Annotated in this window: 16 protein-coding genes; 1 reads left to right on the plus strand and 15 read right to left on the minus strand. The window is 73.0% G+C overall.

Features of this window, described 5'->3' with window-relative positions; translation table 11 throughout:
* Nucleotides 1-97: 97 nt before the first annotated feature.
* The 14 genes from ACSUPR_RS06985 to uvrB form a co-directional block, all read right to left on the minus strand.
* Entirely contained in the window at nucleotides 98-1,219 is a 1,122-nt protein-coding gene (locus ACSUPR_RS06985) for a prephenate dehydrogenase (RefSeq protein WP_436890292.1), read from the minus strand.
* A gap of 59 nt (nucleotides 1,220-1,278) precedes the next feature.
* Nucleotides 1,279-1,641 carry a chorismate mutase gene (gene aroH, locus ACSUPR_RS06990; protein ID WP_436890295.1) on the minus strand — a complete coding sequence of 121 codons (363 nt, stop codon included), beginning with the start codon at nucleotides 1,639-1,641 and terminating at the stop codon, nucleotides 1,279-1,281.
* A 112-nt stretch (nucleotides 1,642-1,753) separates the two neighbouring features.
* Complete coding sequence (locus tag ACSUPR_RS06995; RefSeq protein ID WP_436890296.1) at nucleotides 1,754-2,608, minus strand: pseudouridine synthase; 855 nt, start codon at nucleotides 2,606-2,608, stop codon at nucleotides 1,754-1,756.
* A 1,333-nt stretch (nucleotides 2,609-3,941) separates the two neighbouring features.
* On the minus strand, nucleotides 3,942-4,529 hold the full coding sequence (gene scpB / locus ACSUPR_RS07000; RefSeq protein WP_436890298.1) for an SMC-Scp complex subunit ScpB: 588 nt from the start codon (nucleotides 4,527-4,529) through the stop codon (nucleotides 3,942-3,944).
* Nucleotides 4,526-5,374: a segregation and condensation protein A gene (locus tag ACSUPR_RS07005; protein WP_436890299.1), complete on the minus strand. Its 849-nt coding sequence runs from the start codon at nucleotides 5,372-5,374 to the stop codon at nucleotides 4,526-4,528. Before ACSUPR_RS07005 ends, scpB begins: the two co-directional genes overlap by 4 nt.
* A gap of 120 nt (nucleotides 5,375-5,494) precedes the next feature.
* Entirely contained in the window at nucleotides 5,495-5,887 is a 393-nt protein-coding gene (locus ACSUPR_RS07010; protein WP_436890302.1) for a hypothetical protein, read from the minus strand.
* Entirely contained in the window at nucleotides 5,884-6,843 is a 960-nt protein-coding gene (locus ACSUPR_RS07015; RefSeq protein WP_436890305.1) for a ParA family protein, read from the minus strand. Before ACSUPR_RS07015 ends, ACSUPR_RS07010 begins: the two co-directional genes overlap by 4 nt.
* Nucleotides 6,844-7,067: 224 nt before the next feature.
* On the minus strand, nucleotides 7,068-8,099 hold the full coding sequence (locus ACSUPR_RS07020; RefSeq protein WP_436890307.1) for a tyrosine recombinase: 1,032 nt from the start codon (nucleotides 8,097-8,099) through the stop codon (nucleotides 7,068-7,070).
* Nucleotides 8,096-8,761 (minus strand): NUDIX domain-containing protein, encoded by a 666-nt coding sequence (locus ACSUPR_RS07025; protein ID WP_436890309.1) that lies wholly within the window; start codon nucleotides 8,759-8,761, stop codon nucleotides 8,096-8,098. Before ACSUPR_RS07025 ends, ACSUPR_RS07020 begins: the two co-directional genes overlap by 4 nt.
* A gap of 42 nt (nucleotides 8,762-8,803) precedes the next feature.
* Complete coding sequence (locus tag ACSUPR_RS07030; protein ID WP_436890311.1) at nucleotides 8,804-10,444, minus strand: CTP synthase; 1,641 nt, start codon at nucleotides 10,442-10,444, stop codon at nucleotides 8,804-8,806.
* A gap of 505 nt (nucleotides 10,445-10,949) precedes the next feature.
* A complete protein-coding gene (locus ACSUPR_RS07035) occupies nucleotides 10,950-11,873 on the minus strand; it encodes a hydroxymethylglutaryl-CoA lyase (protein WP_436890314.1) in 924 nt (307 codons plus the stop codon).
* A gap of 79 nt (nucleotides 11,874-11,952) precedes the next feature.
* Nucleotides 11,953-12,948: a GNAT family N-acetyltransferase gene (locus ACSUPR_RS07040; RefSeq protein WP_436890317.1), complete on the minus strand. Its 996-nt coding sequence runs from the start codon at nucleotides 12,946-12,948 to the stop codon at nucleotides 11,953-11,955.
* A gap of 291 nt (nucleotides 12,949-13,239) precedes the next feature.
* Nucleotides 13,240-13,674: a DUF3060 domain-containing protein gene (locus tag ACSUPR_RS07045; protein ID WP_436891899.1), complete on the minus strand. Its 435-nt coding sequence runs from the start codon at nucleotides 13,672-13,674 to the stop codon at nucleotides 13,240-13,242.
* A 147-nt stretch (nucleotides 13,675-13,821) separates the two neighbouring features.
* Nucleotides 13,822-15,915, minus strand: coding sequence for an excinuclease ABC subunit UvrB (uvrB, locus tag ACSUPR_RS07050; RefSeq protein ID WP_436890319.1), 2,094 nt, complete (start codon nucleotides 15,913-15,915; stop codon nucleotides 13,822-13,824).
* Between the two features lie 375 nt (nucleotides 15,916-16,290).
* Here uvrB and ACSUPR_RS07055 point away from each other — a divergent pair, with 375 nt between their 5' ends.
* Entirely contained in the window at nucleotides 16,291-17,478 is a 1,188-nt protein-coding gene (locus ACSUPR_RS07055; protein WP_436890321.1) for a hypothetical protein, read from the plus strand.
* Between the two features lie 65 nt (nucleotides 17,479-17,543).
* Here ACSUPR_RS07055 and coaE read toward each other — a convergent pair whose 3' ends face one another.
* Nucleotides 17,544-18,146: a dephospho-CoA kinase gene (coaE, locus tag ACSUPR_RS07060; RefSeq protein WP_436890323.1), complete on the minus strand. Its 603-nt coding sequence runs from the start codon at nucleotides 18,144-18,146 to the stop codon at nucleotides 17,544-17,546.
* Nucleotides 18,147-18,295: the final 149 nt, after the last annotated feature.

The following is an 18,295-nucleotide window of genomic DNA, read 5'->3' on the forward strand; positions in this document are numbered from 1 at the left end:
CTGCCGCTCGTCGTACTGCCGACGCCCCAGCCTACCGGTGCGGAGTACTGCGGAGTACGCACGCAGGAGGTGCGCAGGGGCGCGCGGAGCGCGCCGCTCAGGCGCCCGGGTGCACCGACCAGCCGTCGGCGGCCAGCGACCGGGTGAGCGTGTCCACCCCCGCGGGCAGCACGTACAGCTGCGCCACACCCAGCGGCAGCCCCGGGGTGTGCTCGATGCGCACGTCCTCGATGTTCACCCCGGCGTCGGCGGCCGCGGCGAACAGGCGGCCCAGGGTGCCCGGCTCGTCCGGGATCACCACCGGGATGACCGTGTAGTCCGGCAGCGTCGCCTCGCCGTGCTTGCCGGGGATGCGGCCGTGCCCCTCCCGGCCCCGGACCAGCAGGTCCCGCACCGGCTCCGCGTCCTCGTCCCGCCCCGCCAGCGCGTCGGCCGCCCGGGCCAGGTCGTCGGCGACCGCCCGCAGCACCTCGGCCACCGGGGCGGCGTTGCAGGTGAGGATCTCCGTCCACAGCGACGGGTCGCCGCCCGCCACCCGGGTGACGTCGCGGACGCCCTGTCCGGCCAGGGTCAGGGCGTCCTCGCCCGCACCGACCAGCCGGGCCGCCACCGCGGAGGAGGCCACGTGCGGAACGTGCGACACCAGCGCCACCGCCCGGTCGTGCGCCGCGGCGTCGATGACCAGCGGGTCGGCCCCGCACATGCGGGCCAGCTCGGCGACCCGCTCCACCGCGCCCGGGTCGGCCTTGCCGGTGGGGCACAGCGCCCACGAGCGCCCCAGGAACAGGTCCGCGCGGGCCGCGCCCGGCCCCCGCTTCTCCCGGCCGCCCATGGGGTGCCCGGGGACGAAGGTCGCCAGGTCGCAGCCCAGGTCCTCGGCGGCCGCCACCACGCTCGCCTTCACACTGGCCGCGTCCGTGTACACGTGCGCCAGTCCCCGGTCCTGGGCCTGGCGCAGCACCCGCGGGACCACCCCGGGCGGGGCGGCGATCACCGCCACGTCGGCGGGGAGGCCGCCGGAGCCCTCCAGCGGGTCCCCGGCGCCCAGGTCGCAGGCCAGCCGCAGAGCGGTCGCGTCCGGGTCCGACAGCAGGACCTCGACACCGCGCGCACGCAGGGCCAGGGCGATCGACGTGCCGATCAGACCGGCACCCAGCACCACGACCCGGCCCACCGACGTCCCCCCGTCGCGCGTTCCGGCGTCCCCGCTCCCGCTCACGGTGCTCCCCCGCCCCCTGCGTTCACTTCCGTGCTCCCCAGATTAGGGGCGCACCGGTACTACTGCGCGATGTCCAGGCGCAGCGCCTGCGCGCCGCGCAGGTAGACGTGCTGCAGCTCCGCGCGCGGGCGGTCGGTCTCCACGTGCGCCATCAGCCGCACCACGCGCGGCAGGGCGTGCGGGACGCCGATCTCGGTGGCGCACATCAGCGGCACGTCGACGAAGCCGAGCCTGCGCGCGGCCAGAGCCGGGAACTCGCTGGTCAGGTCCGGGGTGGCGGTGAAGAGCACGCTGATGACGTCCTCCGGGGCCAGCCCGTTGCGCCGCATCACCTCGGAGACGAGTTCGGCCGTGGCCTCCAGCACCTGGTCGCGTTCGTCCGCGTCGACCTGCACCGCTCCGCGAATGGCCCGTACCGCCACGTCGATCCCGCCTTGTCCGTCGTTCCGCTCGGCCCGCCCCCGGCCGGGGAGACGGGAACGGCGGCCGCGACCCGTGGTCGCGACCGCCGTCAACTGTATAGCCCGCCGGGGTCTACAGCCCCGCCGCCTTGTAGAGTTCGCTGACCTCGCGGGAGGTCAGGGCCCGCATGGTGCCCAGCTTCAGGGCGTTCAGGTCGATCGGGCCGACCTGGGTGCGGGCGAGGTCCGCCACCGGGTGGCCGACGGCCTCCATGAGGCGGCGCACGATGTGCTTGCGGCCCTCGTGCAGGCGGATCTCCACCAGCGCCTTGGGGCCGTCGTTGTCGACCACGCGGAAGGAGTCGACCTCGACCGGGCCGTCCTCCAGCTCCACACCCGCGCGCAGCTGCTTGACGACGCTGTGCGGGACGGGCCCGGGCACCTTGGCGATGTAGGTCTTGACGACCTTGTACCGCGGGTGGGTGAGCCGGTTGGACAGCTCTCCGTCGTTGGTGAGCAGGATGAGGCCCTCGGTCTCGGTGTCGAGCCGGCCGACGTGGAAGATCCGCTCCTCGGTCTGGCCGGTGTAGTCGGCCAGGGTGGGGCGGCCCTCGGGGTCCCACATGGTGCTGACGACGCCGCGCGGCTTGTTGAGCGCGAAGTAGAGCTTGTCCGGGGAGGTGACGACGCGCATGCCGTCGACACGGATCTCGGACTTCTCCGGGTCCACCCGGGCGCCGAAGCGGCGGACGGTCTCGCCGTCCACGCTGACGCGGCCGGCGGCGATCATCTCCTCGCTGGCGCGGCGGCTGGCGACACCGGCGGCGGCGAGGGCCTTCTGCAGGCGGATGCCGCCCTCGACGTCGGTGTAGTTGTCGCGGCCCTCCTCGGGACGGTCCTCGTCCTTGGGGTCGTACTCCGAGCGCAGCGCGTTGAGGCGCTCGCGGGCGGCCTTGGAGAGCTGGTTCTCGCTCTTGATGTCGCCCATGGGGACCTTGCGGCCGCCGGGGAGCTCGGCGGAGTGGTCGACCTTGTGCCGCTTGGGGCGCTTGGCCTGGGAGTCGCGGTCGCCGCCGAACGAACGGCGGTCGTCGCCGTCGCGCCCGCCCCGGTAACCGCCCTGACCACGGGAGTCACGGTCGTCACGGGAACCGCGGTAGCCACCGCGGTCGTCACGCGCCCCCGCGAAGGAACGCCCGCCACGGTCGTCACGCGAACCGTGACCACCGCGGCCCTGACCGCCACCACGCGAGTCACGGTCACCACCGAACGAACGGCGGTCGTCGCCGTCACGGGAACCGCGGTAGCCGCCGCGGTCGTCACGCGCTCCGGCGAAGGAACGCCCGCCACGGGAGTCGCGGTCGCCGCCGAACGAACGACGGTCATCACCGTCGCGCCCACCCCGGTAACCGCCCTGACCACGGGAGTCACGGGAACCCTGGTAGCCACCACGGCCACCACCCTCACGCGAACCGCCGAAGGAACGCCCGCCGCGCGAGTCACGGTCACCGCCGAACGAACGACGGTCATCACCGTCACGCCCGCCCCGGTAGCCACCCTGACCACGGGAGTCACGGTCGTCACGGGAACCGCGGTAGCCACTGCGGTCGTCACGCGCCCCCGCGAAGGAACGCCCGCCACGGGAGTCGCGGTCACCACCGAACGAACGACGGTCATCACCGTCACGCCCACCCCGGTAGCCACCCTGACCACGGGAGTCACGGTCGTCACGGGAACCGCGGTAGCCACCGCGGTCGTCACGCGCCCCCGCGAAGGAACGCCCGCCACGGGAGTCGCGGTCACCACCGAACGAACGGCCGCCGCGCGAGTCACGGTCACCACCGAACGAACGACGGTCATCACCGTCACGCCCACCCCGGTAACCGCCCTGGCCACGGGAGTCACGGGAACCCTGGTAGCCACCACGGCCACCACCCTCACGCGAACCGCCGAAGGAACGTCCACCGCGCGGGTCACGGTCGCCGAACGAACGTCGGTCGTCACCATCACGGGAACCGCGGTAGCCTCCGCGGTCACCGCCGTCACGAGAACCACTCACGGAACGCCCCTCACCTGCACCACGGAAATCACGGCCGCCGTTGGAGGAGCGACCCTCACCCGAACCTCGGAAGTCGCGTCCGCCACGGGAGTCCCCACCGTAGGAGCGGCCGCCGGGGCCTCGGTCATCGCGGCCCCGCGGGCCGCGGTCGTCCCCGCCTCGGGGGGACCGGTCGTCGCGGCGTCCTCGTCCGCCGCGGTCGTCGTATCGTTCGCCGCGCTCACCGCGCGGGGCGTCGTCCCGCGCACCGCGGGAACTTTCGTTAGGTGTGCTCACCGGTGTCGTCTAGACCTTCGATGTCGTCGGGCAGGAACGGTGCCAGATCCGGCAGCTCGTCGAGGCTGCGCAGGCCGAGCCGTTCCAGGAAATAGGAGGTGGTCCGATACAGCAGGGCACCGGACTCCGGGTCGTGTCCGGCCTCTTCGATCAGCCCCCTCAGTACGAGGGTACGCATGACGCCGTCACAGTTGACACCGCGGACCGCGGAGACCCTGCCACGGGAGACCGGCTGGCGGTAGGCCACCACCGCCATCGTCTCCAGCGCGGCCTGTGTCAGCCGCACCTCCTGCCCTTCCTTGAGGAAGTGCTCCACGATGTCGGCGCACTCCGGCCGCGTGTACACACGCCAGCCGTCGGCCACCGCCCGAAGGTCGAAACCCCTGCCCTGCTCCGTGTATTCCCGCGACAGCGACTCCAGGGTCCGCACGACCACCGCCACCGGCACCCCCAGCGCCCTGGCCAGGTCGTACTCCGAAACCGGCTGGTCCACCACCATCAGCACCGCCTCCAGGTCACGGCGCAGGGTCGGCCGCACCCCGGCGGCCTCCTCGGCGGTCTCCTCCACGGTCACCGGTCCTCCCCCGTCTCCTCGTCCGCCGGATCGGCGTCGTACTCGCTGTCCACCTCGACGTCGCCGTCGCCGCCGGTCCAGGTGACGAGCAGTTCCCCGAGCGGTTCGGGCTGCTCGAAACCCACGTTCGCGGCCCGGTACAGCTCCAGCAGGGCCAGGAACCGGGCGATGACCTCGAAGGTACCGTCGCACCCGGCCGCCAGCTCCGCGAACGTCATACTCCCGCGCTCGCGCAGCACCGCCACCATCAGCTCGCCCTGCTCCTTGACGGAGGTCTTGGGCTGGTGGATGTGGGTGACCGGGACGCTCGGCGGTTCTTTGGGGGTGAACACCATCCCGGCCAGCGCCGCGAACTCCTGCGGGCCCAGCCTGAACAGCACCTCCGGGCGCAGCGCCTCGAACCGCTCCTCCAGCGGCACGGCGCGGGCGTAGCGGCGGCCCTGGGCGGCCATCCGGCCGCGCAGGAACGCGGCGACCTCCTTGTACGCCCGGTACTGCAGCAGCCGCGCGAACAGCAGGTCGCGGGCCTCCAGCAGCGCCAGGTCCTCCTCGTCCTCGACGTCGCCGCGCGGCAGCAGCCGGGCCGCCTTCAGATCCAGCAGGGTGGCCGCCACCAGCAGGAAGTTGCTGGCCTGGTCCAGGTCCCAGGCCTCCCCGTGGGCTCGGATGTGCGCGATGAACTCGTCGGTGACCTTCGACAGCGACACCTCGGTGATGTCCAGCTTGTGCTTGGCGATGAGCGCCAGCAGCAGGTCGAAGGGGCCCTCGAAGTTGTCGAGGTGCACCTGGAAGGAGCCCTCGGCCTCCTCCTCCGCCGCCCCGTCCGGGGCCGGTTCGGCCGTCATGCTCGCGGCCCCTCGTCGTCGTAACCCATACGCACAAGGGTGTCACCGGCCTGAACCCGCCGGTGACACCCGCCCCGTCCGCGTCCCCCGGTACCCCCTCCGACACCGGGCGGACGCTGTTCACTCCTCGCGCAGCCGCCGCACCAGCATGCTGGCGGACCCGTGCTCGTCGAAGTCGGCGAGCAGCACGGCGACGGCCTCACGGACCAGGCGGCCCCGGTCGGCGGTCAGCCCGTGCTCGGCGCGCAGCGACAGCCGGGTCTGCTCCAGGGCCAGCAGCTCCGGCCCGGAGATGTAGACGGTGATCTTCTCGTCGTGGCGCTGACGGCCGCTCGGTTTGGGCGCGCCGTCGACCACCCTGGTGGAACCCTTGGCGCGGGCCGGGCGCGACGTCGCCTCGCTCCTGCGCTGTTCCGGTGCCGTGTACTGGCGTTCGGTCTCCGTGTCGGGCACCGCGTCCACCTCGGTGCCGCTGGGGCGGAAGAACAGCTCGTCCGCCCCGGGTAGGGTCACGCGCCGTGACCGCTGAGAGGCCACCTCGCCAGCACCTCCTTGGCCAGATCCCGATAGGCGTTGGCGCCGGCCGAGGACGAGTCGAACCTGGTGATGGGCTCACCCGCCACGGTGGCGTCCGGGAAGCGCACGGTGCGGTTGATGACCGTGCCGTAGACCTTGTCGCCGAAGCCGTCGATGATGGTGGACAGGACCTCGCGGGCGTGGAGCGTGCGCGGGTCGTACATCGTGCCCAGGAACCCGTCGATGACCAGGCGCTCGTTGAGCCGCTCCTGGACCTTCTGGATGGTGTCCATGAGCAGCGCCACCCCGCGCAGCGCGAAGAACTCGCACTCCAGCGGCACGATGACGCCGTCGGCGGCGGTGAGCGCGTTGACGGTGAGCAGGCCCAGCGAGGGCTGGCAGTCGATGAGGACGACGTCGTAGTCGTCGATCACCGGGCGCAGCGCCCGGCCGAGCATCTGCTCCCGGGCCACCTCCCCGACCAGCTGCACCTCGGCGGCCGACAGGTCGATGTTGCTCGGGATCAGGTCGAGGCCGTCGATGTCCGTCTTGAGCAGGACGTCCTCGACCGTCACGTCCCGCTGCATGAGCAGGTTGTAGACGGTCAGGTCGAGCTCGCGCGGATCGAGCCGGCCCAGGCCGACGGACAGGGCGCCCTGCGGGTCGAAGTCGACCAGGAGCACCCGCCTGCCGTATTCGGCGATGGCGGCGCCGAGGTTGATGGTGGTGGTGGTCTTGCCGACCCCACCCTTCTGGTTACAGAGTGCTACAATCCGTGCCGGGCCGTGTTCGTCTACGGGCTCTGGCACCGGATAGGTACGCTCAGGTCTTGACGCGTGCAGATCGGCCCCCGTGTTGCGTGTCGTGCCCCAGGGGTTGGTCACCGGGTCGGCGATCTCCTGCTCGCCGACGGCCGCATCCTGCGCGACGGCGTCGTTCTCCGACCAGTTCACAACCCTGGACCTCCCCTACGGACCGGCCACGGCCCGAAGGGATGCCGTGCCCCTGGAGCCTGGCGGCCGTCGGAAACTCAATATGTCGACAGCAACGTACCTCTGTGCGGCGACTCTAGAACGCCGACACGACGCACTTCAACGAAACCCGAGTGTAGAATCCCACGTCTTCGCCCCGGGGGGAAACCGAACGCGAAGACCCGCACGCGCCCGATCCCCTGCCCCTACGGGCTTTTCCGCAGGTCGGAACCGCTCCGGCGGTGCGCGCGCGGGTGACTGGACGCATACACCTCGCGCAGCCGGTCGACTGTCACAAGTGTGTAGACCTGGGTCGTGGTGACCGAACTGTGCCCCAGGAGTTCCTGCACGACCCGGATGTCCGCGCCGCCGTCGAGCAGGTGGGTGGCGAACGAGTGCCGCAGGGTGTGCGGCGACACCCCCTCCACCCCGGCGCGCCCGGCCACCGCCCCCAGCACACCCCAGGCGCCCTGCCGCGTGAGCCTGCCGCCGCGCGCGTTGAGGAACAGCGCCGCCCCGCCCCGCCCGCGGCCGGCGCGGGCCAGCACCGGCCGGGCCCGCACCAGGTAGGCGGCCAGCGCCCGCCGGGCGTGCGAACCCACCGGGACCAGCCGCTCCTTGCCGCCCTTGCCGGTGATCCGCACCAGGCCCACGTGGTCCTCGGGCACGGGGGCGTCCAGGCCGACGGCGTCGGCCACATCGTCCACGTCCGCGCCGACCGCCTCGGAGATGCGCGCCCCGGTCCCGTACAGCAGCTCCAGCAGCGCCCGGTCGCGCAGCGCCAGCAGGGCGCCCCGGTCCCCGGCGGCGGGGGCCTCCACCGGTCCGGCAGCCGCCAGCAGGCGCTCGACCGCCTCCACCGGGACCGCCTTGGGCAGCCGCATCGGGACGGCCGGCGGGGCCAGGTCCGCGGTCGGATCGGCGGCGGCCCGGCCCTCGCGCACCGCGAACCGGTGCAGGCCGCGCACGGCGGCCAGGGTGCGCGCCGCCGACGCCGCCGCCAGCGGCGCCCGTTCCGGACCGCCCTCGCGCAGGGTCCGCGCGAAGGAGCCCACCACCGCGGGGGTGACCCCGTCCACGGAGTCCACCCCCGCCTCGGCCAGGAACTCCCGGTAGCGGCGCAGGTCGCCGCGGTAGGCCGCCAGCGTGTTGCCGGCCAGGGCCCGCTCGGCGCTCAGATGGTCCAGGAAGGCCGCGCACACGCCCTCCACCCCGCCGGGCTCCCCCGCGCCCGTCACGGGTCGGAGGGCTCGCGCAGGCCGGTGAAGCCGTCGCGGGAGGCGGCGTGAGCGGCCAGGACCCCGATCACCGTCGCCCCGTTGTGCAGCCGTCCCGCCAGGACCAGGCGCACCGCCTCCTCCAGCGGCACCCACTCGGCGACCAGCCCGGCCTCCTCGTGCTCGCGCTCGAAGTCGATCTCCTCGGCGGGCACCTCCGACAGTCCGCGCGCCAGGAACACGTGGATGCGCTCGTTGGAGAACCCGGGGCTGGGGAAGAAGTCGGCGAGCTCGTGCCAGGTGTCGGCGCGCAGCCCCGCCTCCTCCACCAGTTCGCGGCGGGCGGTGGCCAGCGGCCCCTCCCCCTCGCCGTCGATGATCCCCGCGGGCAGCTCCCACAGCGCGTGCCGCGTGGCGTGCCGGTACTGGCGCTGCAGCAGCACCCGTCCGGCGTCGTCCAGGGCCAGCGCGGCGGCCGCACCCGGGTGGTCCATGTAGTCGCGGGCGGCGACGCTCGTACCGCGGCCCCCCGGGCCGGGCATCTCCACCCAGTCGGTCCGCATGCCCACCAGTCGGCTGCGGAAGCGGTCCTCGGACCGCTCCACCGCCCACGACTCGGGGGCGTCCGCGATCTTCGCGTCCGCCCCCGAGCCCTCGGTTCCGGCCGGGCGGGTCTGGCTCATGTGCTCTCGCCTCTCAGAGTCGTGCCCCGCCCGGCCCCACCGTCAGGACTTCTTGTTCTCCAGGGCCGCCGCGATCAGGCCGCGGAACATCGGGTTGGCCTTGGTCGGCCGGGAACGCAGTTCCGGGTGCGCCTGCGTGGCGATGTAGAACGGGTGGACGTCCCGGGGCAGTTCGACGTACTCCACCAGCTTGCCATCCGGGGAGAGGCCGGAGAACACCAGGCCCGCCTCCTCCAGCGCGGGCCGGTAGGCGTTGTTGACCTCGAACCGGTGGCGGTGGCGCTCGGAGGCCTGCTCCCGCCCTTCGTACAGCTCCCGGGCCAGGGTGCCCTCGCCCAGGTCCGCCGGGTACAGGCCCAGCCGCATGGTGCCGCCCATGTCGCGGTCGCCGGAGACCACGTCCTCCTGGTCCGCCATGGTGGCGATGACCGGGTCGGCCGCCTTGTCGTCGAACTCGGTGCTGTTGGCGCCCTCCAGGCCCAGCACGTTGCGCGCGTACTCGATGACGATCGCCTGCAGGCCCAGGCAGATGCCCAGCAGCGGGACGCGGTTCTCGCGGGCGTAGCGGATGGCGCCGATCTTGCCCTCGATGCCGCGCACCCCGAACCCGCCGGGGATGAGGATGGCGTCCACGCCGTCCAGCTCGGCGGCCGCACCCGAGGGGCTGGCGCAGTTGTCGCTGGCGACCCAGCGGATGTTCACCCGGGTGTCGGTGGCGAACCCGCCCGCGCGCAGCGCCTCGCTCACCGACAGGTAGGCGTCGGGCAGGTCGATGTACTTGCCGACCATGGCGACGGTGACCTCGTGGTCGGGCTGGTGCACGCGGCGCAGCAGCGAGTCCCACTCGGTCCAGTCCACGTCGCGGAACGGCATGCCCAGGCGGCGCACGACGTAGGCGTCCAGGCCCTCGCGGTGCAGGACCTTGGGGATGTCGTAGATGGACGGGGCGTCGGGGGTGGAGACCACGCCCGCCTCGTCCACGTCGCACATGAGGCTGATCTTGGACTTCAGGCTCTGGGTGATGGGCCGGTCCGAGCGGCACACGATGGCGTCGGGCTGGATGCCGATGCTGCGCAGGGCCGCGACCGAGTGCTGGGTCGGCTTGGTCTTCATCTCGCCCGCCGGGCCCAGGAACGGGATCAGCGAGACGTGCAGGAAGAAGCAGTTGTCGCGGCCGATCTCGTGCCGGATCTGCCGGACCGCCTCCAGGAACGGCTGCGACTCGATGTCGCCGACCGTGCCGCCGATCTCGGTGATGACGATGTCGACCTCGGGGTCGTCCATCGCGTAGATGCGCGACTTGATCTCGTTGGTGATGTGCGGGATGACCTGCACGGTGTCACCGAGGTAGGCGCCCTGCCGCTCCTTGGCGATGACGCTGGAGTAGATCTGCCCGGTGGTGACGTTGGCGGTCGCCGACAGCTCCGTGTCGAGGAAGCGCTCGTAGTGGCCCACGTCCAGGTCGGTCTCGGCGCCGTCGTCGGTGACGAACACCTCGCCGTGCTGGAAGGGGTTCATCGTGCCCGGGTCCACGTTGAGGTACGGGTCCAGCTTCTGCATGGTGACCCGCAGACCGCGCGACTTCAGGAGCCGCCCCAGGCTGGACGCGGTGAGGCCTTTGCCAAGACTGGAGGCGACGCCGCCAGTAACGAAAAGGTGCTTGGTACTCGCGGCGGATGCCAAAGTGTTGCTCCCGTGGGTTGAGTGGCTACGGCGGGCTCGGACGAGCCAAGAGCGGCCGTGCGGCGGTCCGGTTCCGAGGCGGTGGGATCATCGCTCGGTCCGCCGGACATCCACGGGGCACCAGGATAACAGGCCCCCGCGGAACCACATTCGCAGAACGCCTCTCCCGGGGCCGCTGTTCCCGCGGCGGCCTGCGGGGACCCCTGGAACTTCGGGGACGCGCGCCCGGGCGGGGCGGTGTGTCGCGTGCGTCACGGCCCCGGAAGCGGCCACCGGACCGGGCCGCGGGCGCCGGGCCGTACGCGACCGACACCACAGCGGTCCCCTCCGCCCCGGTATCCCCGCCCCGGCATCCCCGCCGCGGGACGGCCGCCGGGTCGGACCGGATGGACCCGGCCCCCGAACGACCGGTACCCCCGCCCGTGGGACGGCCGCGCCGCCCCGCCGGCGTGCGGCCGTCGGCGGGGCCGCGTGCCCGGGCGCCGGGCCGTCCCGGCGGGGCTGCTCAGGCGGGGAAGTCCCCGGCGCGGCCCAGGTAGGCGGGGGGCGCCTTGTCCAGGCGCCCGCCCGTCCAGTCGCCCAGGGCTGCCGCCGCCGACAGGCTCACACCCGTGTGCAGCCCGCTGCGGTGCAGCAGGTACAGCAGGTCCTCGGTGGCGATGTTGCCGGTCGCGGCGGGAGCGAACGGGCAGCCGCCGAACCCGCCCACGCTGGAGTCGAGCACCCGCACCCCGGCCTCCACCGCGGCCCAGGCGTTGGCGTAACCGGTGTTGCGGGTGTTGTGGAAGTGGCAGCGCAGGGCGCGCCCGCCGGAGACCGCGGACACCGCGCCCACCAGTTCGGTGACCTGGCGGGGCACGCCCACGCCGATGGTGTCGGCCAGGGCGATCTCCACCGCCGCGGTGTCGGCGATGCGCCGCACCACCTCCACCACCCGAGCCGTGGACACCTCTCCGTCGAAGGGGCAGCCGAACGCCGTCGACACCGTGACGCTCAGCGGGATGCCGGTGCCCTCCAGGGCCCGGTCGATGTCGGCCAGCGCGTCGAGCATCTCGTCGACGGTGCAGCCCTGGTTGCGCACGCAGAACCCGTCGGTGGCGGGGACCGCCACGTTCACCTCCGACACCGCGGCCTCCACCGCGCGGTCCAGGCCGCGCCGGTTGAGGACCAGGCCGATGTGGGAGACCTCCGGGGCGCGCCGCACGCCCTTCATGATCTCCTCGGCGCCGGCCATCTGCGGGACCCGCCTGGGGTTGACGAAGCTGACCGCCTCGATCCGGCGCACACCCGCCTCGACGGCGCGGTCGATCATCGCGATCCGGTCCTCGACCGGGAGCACCTTCGCCTCGTTCTGCAACCCGTCGCGCGGCCCCACCTCGACGATCTCGACGTGCTCGCCGCCCACCGGTCCCCGGTCGTCCACGGTCATGGTCCGTCCCCTCCCACGCGCCCTTGCGTTCGCGCACAGGCTAGCCGAGCGGCCCGCCGCACCCCGGCGGCGGGGCCGCTCAGCGCAGGGCGAGTGCGGGCCGGATCTCCCAGGTCGTCCACACCGGGCGGTAGCCCATCCGGTGCCAGAACGGCCCCGACAGCGGGTTCATCGCCGCGTAGTTGAGCACCGAGACACCCACCCCGTGGCTGTCCAGCGCCTGGTGGGCCTGGCCGACCAGGGCGGTGCCGATGCCGTTGCCGCGCTCGGCGGCGGTGACCACCCCGTAGCCGATGTGCGCGATCGGACGGGCCTTGACCAGGGACTTGGCCCAGCGGGACCGCTCGGGCGGGGACACCCACAGCAGGCCGACGGCGCGGCCGCGGCGCTCGGCCATCCAGATCCAGGAGCGGGACCGCTCCAGGGCCCGGGCCGCCACCTTGCGGGTCTGCTCGGCGGTGTCGGGCTGGAGGAACACTCCGCCGAAGTGCTGCTCGTAGCGGTGCTCCTCCATGAGCAGCCCCACCACCTGGGTGAGGTCGCTGCGGTCGGCCAGCCGGATCGTGACGTCGCGCGGCGGAAGCGACGGGGGCACGCCCCGGCGCCGCTGGCGGGCGGCGAGCACGGTGTAGGGCTGCAGGCCGTGGCGCTGGAGCGGGATGATGCCGCACACGTCGCGGGCGGGCCAGCTCACCAGGGCCGCCGACTCCGAGCCGGTGCCGGTGGGCAGGTCCTCCAGCTGGTCGCGCCAGCTGGTGAGCAGGGAGTCCAGGGCGCGGGAGGGCTCGGGGCCGCCGACGATGGGGGTCAGCCAGTGCTGGTCGGGCACGCCCCAGATCCGACCGACCTCGCCGGGCTGGTACCAGGTGTAGTGCATGGCGCCCGCCGCGACCGTGCGGCCGTCCTCGTCGCTGACGGTCAGCAGGGGGTAGGAGTCGGCGGCGAAGCTCACCGGTTCGGGCAGCAGAGGGTCCGCGGCCGCCCAGCGCTGAGCGGCGGACCGCACCAGCGGATCGAGGCCCGCATCGCCTCCGGGCGACTCATCATGTCGCACCCGGGCGACATAACCGCTCATCCACCCCTCCCCTAGCGGGTCTCACGTGTCCACCCCCGCCATCGTGCCGCCTCGACGACGAGCGGGACGAAACGACCGTACCGCCTCAGAGTCGGGCGGGGGAACGATACAGCCGACCGAAACCGAAAGTTCACCCTCGGTGGTGGCGTCCGCCCGATCTGCCGCCCCCGTCCGCGTTGACACGGATGAGGACGGTGACCACCGTAACCGATCCAAGGTCACTCTCAGGTGGCGGGGCGGTCAATCCACCGACACGGAGATCCCCCAGGGGGCGGGAATCCTCCGCCAGGGTCACTGCTCGGCGACACCGCCCTCGGCGACGGTGGTGTTGCGGCCCTGGTTGACGATCTTGGGGTCGCCGCCCGCGAAGGAGACGGTGTTGTCCACTCCGACCAGCACGATCTTGTCGGCCGAGCCCACGTCGACGGTGGATCCGCGGCCGGTGGTGCGGACGACCCCGCAGGTCCCGTCCAGCACCACGACGGCGTCGTCGGCCGAGACCACGACCTCGCGGCCCTCGCAGGCCTCGTGGATCTCCGAGCCGTCGTCGACGACGATGAGCACGTCGGCGGCGTCCACGTTCTCCTCGGGGATCGTGACGGCGTCGGTGCCCGGGGGCAGGTCGGGCCCCTCGATCTGCTCGCGGCCGAGGGCCGGCCCGCACCCGGCCAGCGCGGCGGCCAGCAGCACGGCGCCACCGGCGGCCACCTGGAGTCGAGCCCTCATCATTTCCCCCACATCCGGATCCATCCGGCATTTGCGACATACATCTTGCGCAAGTCCAAGATTATGTCACGCGGAGGTAACTACGCGACCCTATCGTTGTGCCACCGTTTCCGCACCGAGACCGAACCGGAGGGGAAACCCCACGGGTCAAGGGGTTCCGGCCGCATCCATGCCCCGCAATTCGCGCTTGAGCTCCCCGATCTCGTCACGCAGCCGGGCCGCCAGCTCGAACCGCAGGTCCGCCGCCGCCTGGTGCATCTGCCCGCTCAGCTGGTCGATGAGCCCCGCCAGCTCGGCCCGCGGCATGTTCGCCGCGTCCACACCCCGCTCCCCCAGCGCCGGGACCGGAGCCTTGGCCGAACCCGCACCGCGGTACCCGCTCGCCATCAGCGTCTCGGTGTCCACGTCCTCCCGGTTCAGCGAGTCCAGGATGTCCGCGATCTGCTTGCGCAGCGGCTGCGGGTCGATCCCGTGCTCGGCGTTGTACGCCAGCTGCTTGTCCCGGCGCCGGGTCGTCTCCTCGATCGCCGCCCGCATCGAATCGGTGACGTTGTCCGCGTACATGTGCACCTGCCCGGCGACGTTGCGCGCCGCCCGGCCGATCGTCTGGATCAGCGAGGTCTCCGAGCGCAGGAACCCCTCCTTGTCGGCGTCCAGGATCGCCACCAGCGACACCTCGGGCAGGTCCAGGCCCTCCCGCAGCAGGTTGATACCGACCAGCACGTCGAACTCGCCGACCCGCAGCTCCCGCAGCAGCTCCACCCGGCGCAGCGTGTCCACCTCGCTGTGCAGGTACCGCACCCGGATGCCCAGCTCCGCGAAGTAGTCCGTGAGGTCCTCGGCCATCTTCTTGGTGAGCGTGGTGACCAGCACCCGCTCCGACCGCTCGGTCCGCACCCGGATCTCGTGCACCAGGTCGTCGATCTGCCCCTCGGTGGGCTTGACCAGCACCTCCGGGTCCACCAGCCCCGTCGGCCGGATGACCTGCTCCACCACGTCGCCGCCGCTCTGGCGCAGCTCGTAGCGGCCCGGGGTCGCCGACAGGTACACCGTCTGCCCGATCCGCTTCACGAACTCCTCCCACTTCAGCGGCCGGTTGTCCAGCGCCGAGGGGAGCCGGAACCCGTGGTCCACCAGCGTCCGCTTGCGGGAGGCGTCGCCCTCGTACATCGCGCCGATCTGCGGGACCGTCACGTGCGACTCGTCCAGCACGAGCAGGAAATCGTCGGGGAAGTAGTCCAGCAGCGTGTTCGGGGCGCTGCCGGGCGGGCGCTCGTCGAAGTGCCGCGAATAGTTCTCGATCCCCGAGCACGTCCCCAGCTGCCGGATCATCTCCAGGTCGTGGGTGGTGCGCATGCGCAGCCGCTGCGCCTCCAGGAGCTTGCCCTGCCCCTCCAGCTCGGCCAGCCGCTCGCCCAGCTCCGCCTCGATCGTCTCCACGGCCCGGGCGGTGCGCTCCTCACCGGCCACGTAGTGCGAGGCCGGGAAGATGAACATCTCCTCGCTCTCCCCCAGCACCTCGCCGGTCAGCGGGTGCAGGGTGAGCAGCCGCTCGATCTCGTCACCGAACATCTCGATGCGGATCGCCAGCTCCTCGTACACCGGGATGATCTCGATCGTGTCGCCGCGCACCCGGAACGTGCCCCGGGTGAACGCCATGTCGTTGCGGCTGTACTGCATCTCCACCAGGCGGCGCAGCAGGTCGTCGCGGTCCACCTCCATGCCCACCGACAGCTGCGCCATCCGGTCCACGTACTCCTGCGGCGTGCCCAGGCCGTAGATGCACGACACCGACGCCACCACGATCGTGTCCCGCCGGGTGAGCAGCGAATTGGTCGCCGAATGGCGCAGCCGCTCCACCTCGTCGTTGATCGAGGAGTCCTTCTCGATGTAGGTGTCGCTCTGCGGGACGTACGCCTCGGGCTGGTAGTAGTCGTAGTACGACACGAAGTACTCGACGGCGTTGTTGGGGAGCATCTGCCGCAGCTCGTTGGCGAACTGCGCGGCCAGCGTCTTGTTGGGCTGCATCACCAGGGTCGGCCGCTGCAGCCGCTCCACCGTCCAGGCGACCGTGGCCGTCTTGCCGGTACCGGTAGCGCCCAGCAGCACCGTGTGCTCGTCGCCCTCCCGCACCCGCCGGGTGATCTCCTCGATCGCCTTGGGCTGGTCACCCGCCGGACGCATGTCCGAGACCACCTCGAACGGGTTCTCACTGCGCTTGATCTCGGTGACCGGTCGCACGTCGTCCTCATCCCCTCGTCGCCCGGGGCCCGACCCCGCGCACAGGCCCCGTCGACCTAACGCTACCCACCCCCCACGACATCCCGCGGCCGGGAGCGGACGCACCCCGGCCCGTCGGTGCGCCGCCGCCCGCCCCGGAGCGGAGACGGCACGGGCCCGAGAAGGCGGACGGCCCCAGGACCGCCCCCGGCCGATCCTGCGCCCCCGCTCCGCCCCGGGAGCCCGGCCCGCGGCCGCGGGCTCGCCGCGGGCACCGCCCCCGGCGCGGCCGGGACGGCGGCCGTCCACAGCCCGCCGAAGACCCCTGACCGGGCAGGGGCACCGGAGTTACCATCGAGACCAGCGCACTGCGCCCCCGGAATAGAGGTGCCAGCCGTGTCCCATCCCTCCAGACCCACCTTCGATCCGAGCCTGCCGCCCCGGACGCTCGCCCGCCTGCGCGCCCACCCCGAGCGGCTGCTGCCCGACTCGGTCGGCCCCTCCTCACGGCTCACCTGGCGCCGCGGCGCCGCCCTCACAGCCGCCGGCGGCACCTCCCTGGCCGCCCTCGCCCTCCTCGTGCCCGGCGCGGCCACCCCCCTCATCGCCCTGCTCTGCCTCATCGTCACCGCCGCCGTCCTGGGCCTGGTCTCCGACCGGGGCTCCCTCTCCGACGACTGGGCCGACCTGCTCATGCACGGCTTCTGGGCACTGCCGCTGTCCGCGGCCGCCGTCCTGACCGGCAGCGCGGTCCTGGGCGGCGCCCTGGAGCCCCTGTCCGCCGCCGTCCCCGGCAGCGCCTCCGCCGCCGCCCTCTACCTCGCCGTCGCCGGAGGCGGCGCGGGCGCCGTCATGCGCCCCGGCATGCTGCCCCGGCTGGCCTCCGAGAACCGCCACCGGTACGTCCTGCCCGAGGACTTCGGCCGCCCCTACAGCCACGCCACCCGGCACGAGGAGCCCGAGGCCCACCTGTTCGCCCGTCTGCAACAGGCCACCGACCGGGTCGAGGAGGGCACCCGGGTCCTGGGCGAGTCCTTCGACGCCGCCCACACCCTGCCCCTGCTCCGCGAGGAGGAGTGGCGCATGTCCCAGGAGCTGCTGCGCCTGCGCGCCCTGCGCCGCGAACTCCTCCAGCGCAAACGCGAGGCGGTCTCCCCACAGGTCACCCGGGCCCTGCAACCGCAGGAGGAGGCGGTCGCCCGCGCCCACACCGCCCTGGCCGAGCGCATCGCCGTCCTGGCCGACTACGGCGGGCGCGTTCACGCCGCGGTGACCGCCCACCGGGAGTGGGAGCAGTGCCAGGCGATCGCCGACCGCGCCGCCGAATACGCCGACCTGGCCCTGACCACCGCGCGCGGCACCATGCACACCGACGAGATCGACGACAGCCTGCTGAGCGTGCAGGCCGCCCACTCCGTCCGCGAGGAGCTGGTACGCGAGGCCGTGGACGCCGGATCCTCGCTGTCGTCCGCACTGCACTCCGAGGCCGAGGGCCCCGCACGCGAGAACCCGGACATCCCCCGACCACGGCCGGCCCGGCCCTCCGAGAGCGCGGCTCCGAGCCCCGCGTCCACGGAGGACTGAGGCCCCGCACACGGACGCCCCGCCCCGGGACCGGATACGGCCGGGGCCACCGCACCGGTGCGCGCTCAGGACGCCCGGGCCAGCAGCTCCTCCCACACCTGGGCGACCCGCTCCGTGAGACGCTCGCGGGAACCGGAGTTGTCCACCACCAGGTCCGCCGCCGCCAGCCGGGTCTCCCGGTCGGCCTGCGCCCGGATCCGCGCCCACACCTGCCCGGGTTCCATGCCCCGGCTCTCCGCCACCCGGCGCACCCGCACCTCGTCGGGGGTGTCCACGACCACCACCACGTCGTACAGCGACTCCAGGCCGTTCTCCACCAGCAGCGGCACGTCGTACACCACCACCGGGGCGCCCTCCGCCTCGGCGCGCGCCATCAGCTCCGCGCTGCGCTCGCCCACCAGCGGGTGCACGATGGCGTTGAGCCGCGCCAGCTTCGCCTCGTCGGCGAACACGATCTCCCCCAACCGGGCCCGGTCCAGGCTTCCGTCCGGGGCGAGCACACCCTCCCCGAACTCCTCGACCACCGCCGCCAGGCCCGGTGTGCCCGGCTCCACCACCTCGCGGGCGATCGCGTCGGCGTCGATCACCACCGCCCCGTGCCCGGCCAGTTCCGCGGAGACCGCGCTCTTGCCCGAGCCGATCCCGCCTGTGAGTCCCACTTTCAGCATGTCACGACCCTAGTGACCGCCGCCCCCTCCACGTCCCCCGCCCCCCGGACCCGACCCGTACGCGGCGGAGGCCGCCGCCCCGGCGCCCCTCGCCCGCGCGGCCCTCCGAGCCCGCCGGGCCGTCCTCACCGCCCCGACCGGTGTGCTCT

This window comes from Nocardiopsis dassonvillei (genome assembly GCF_964273065.1).
In the GTDB taxonomy this organism is placed as follows: Bacteria; Actinomycetota; Actinomycetes; order Streptosporangiales; family Streptosporangiaceae; genus Nocardiopsis; species Nocardiopsis dassonvillei_B.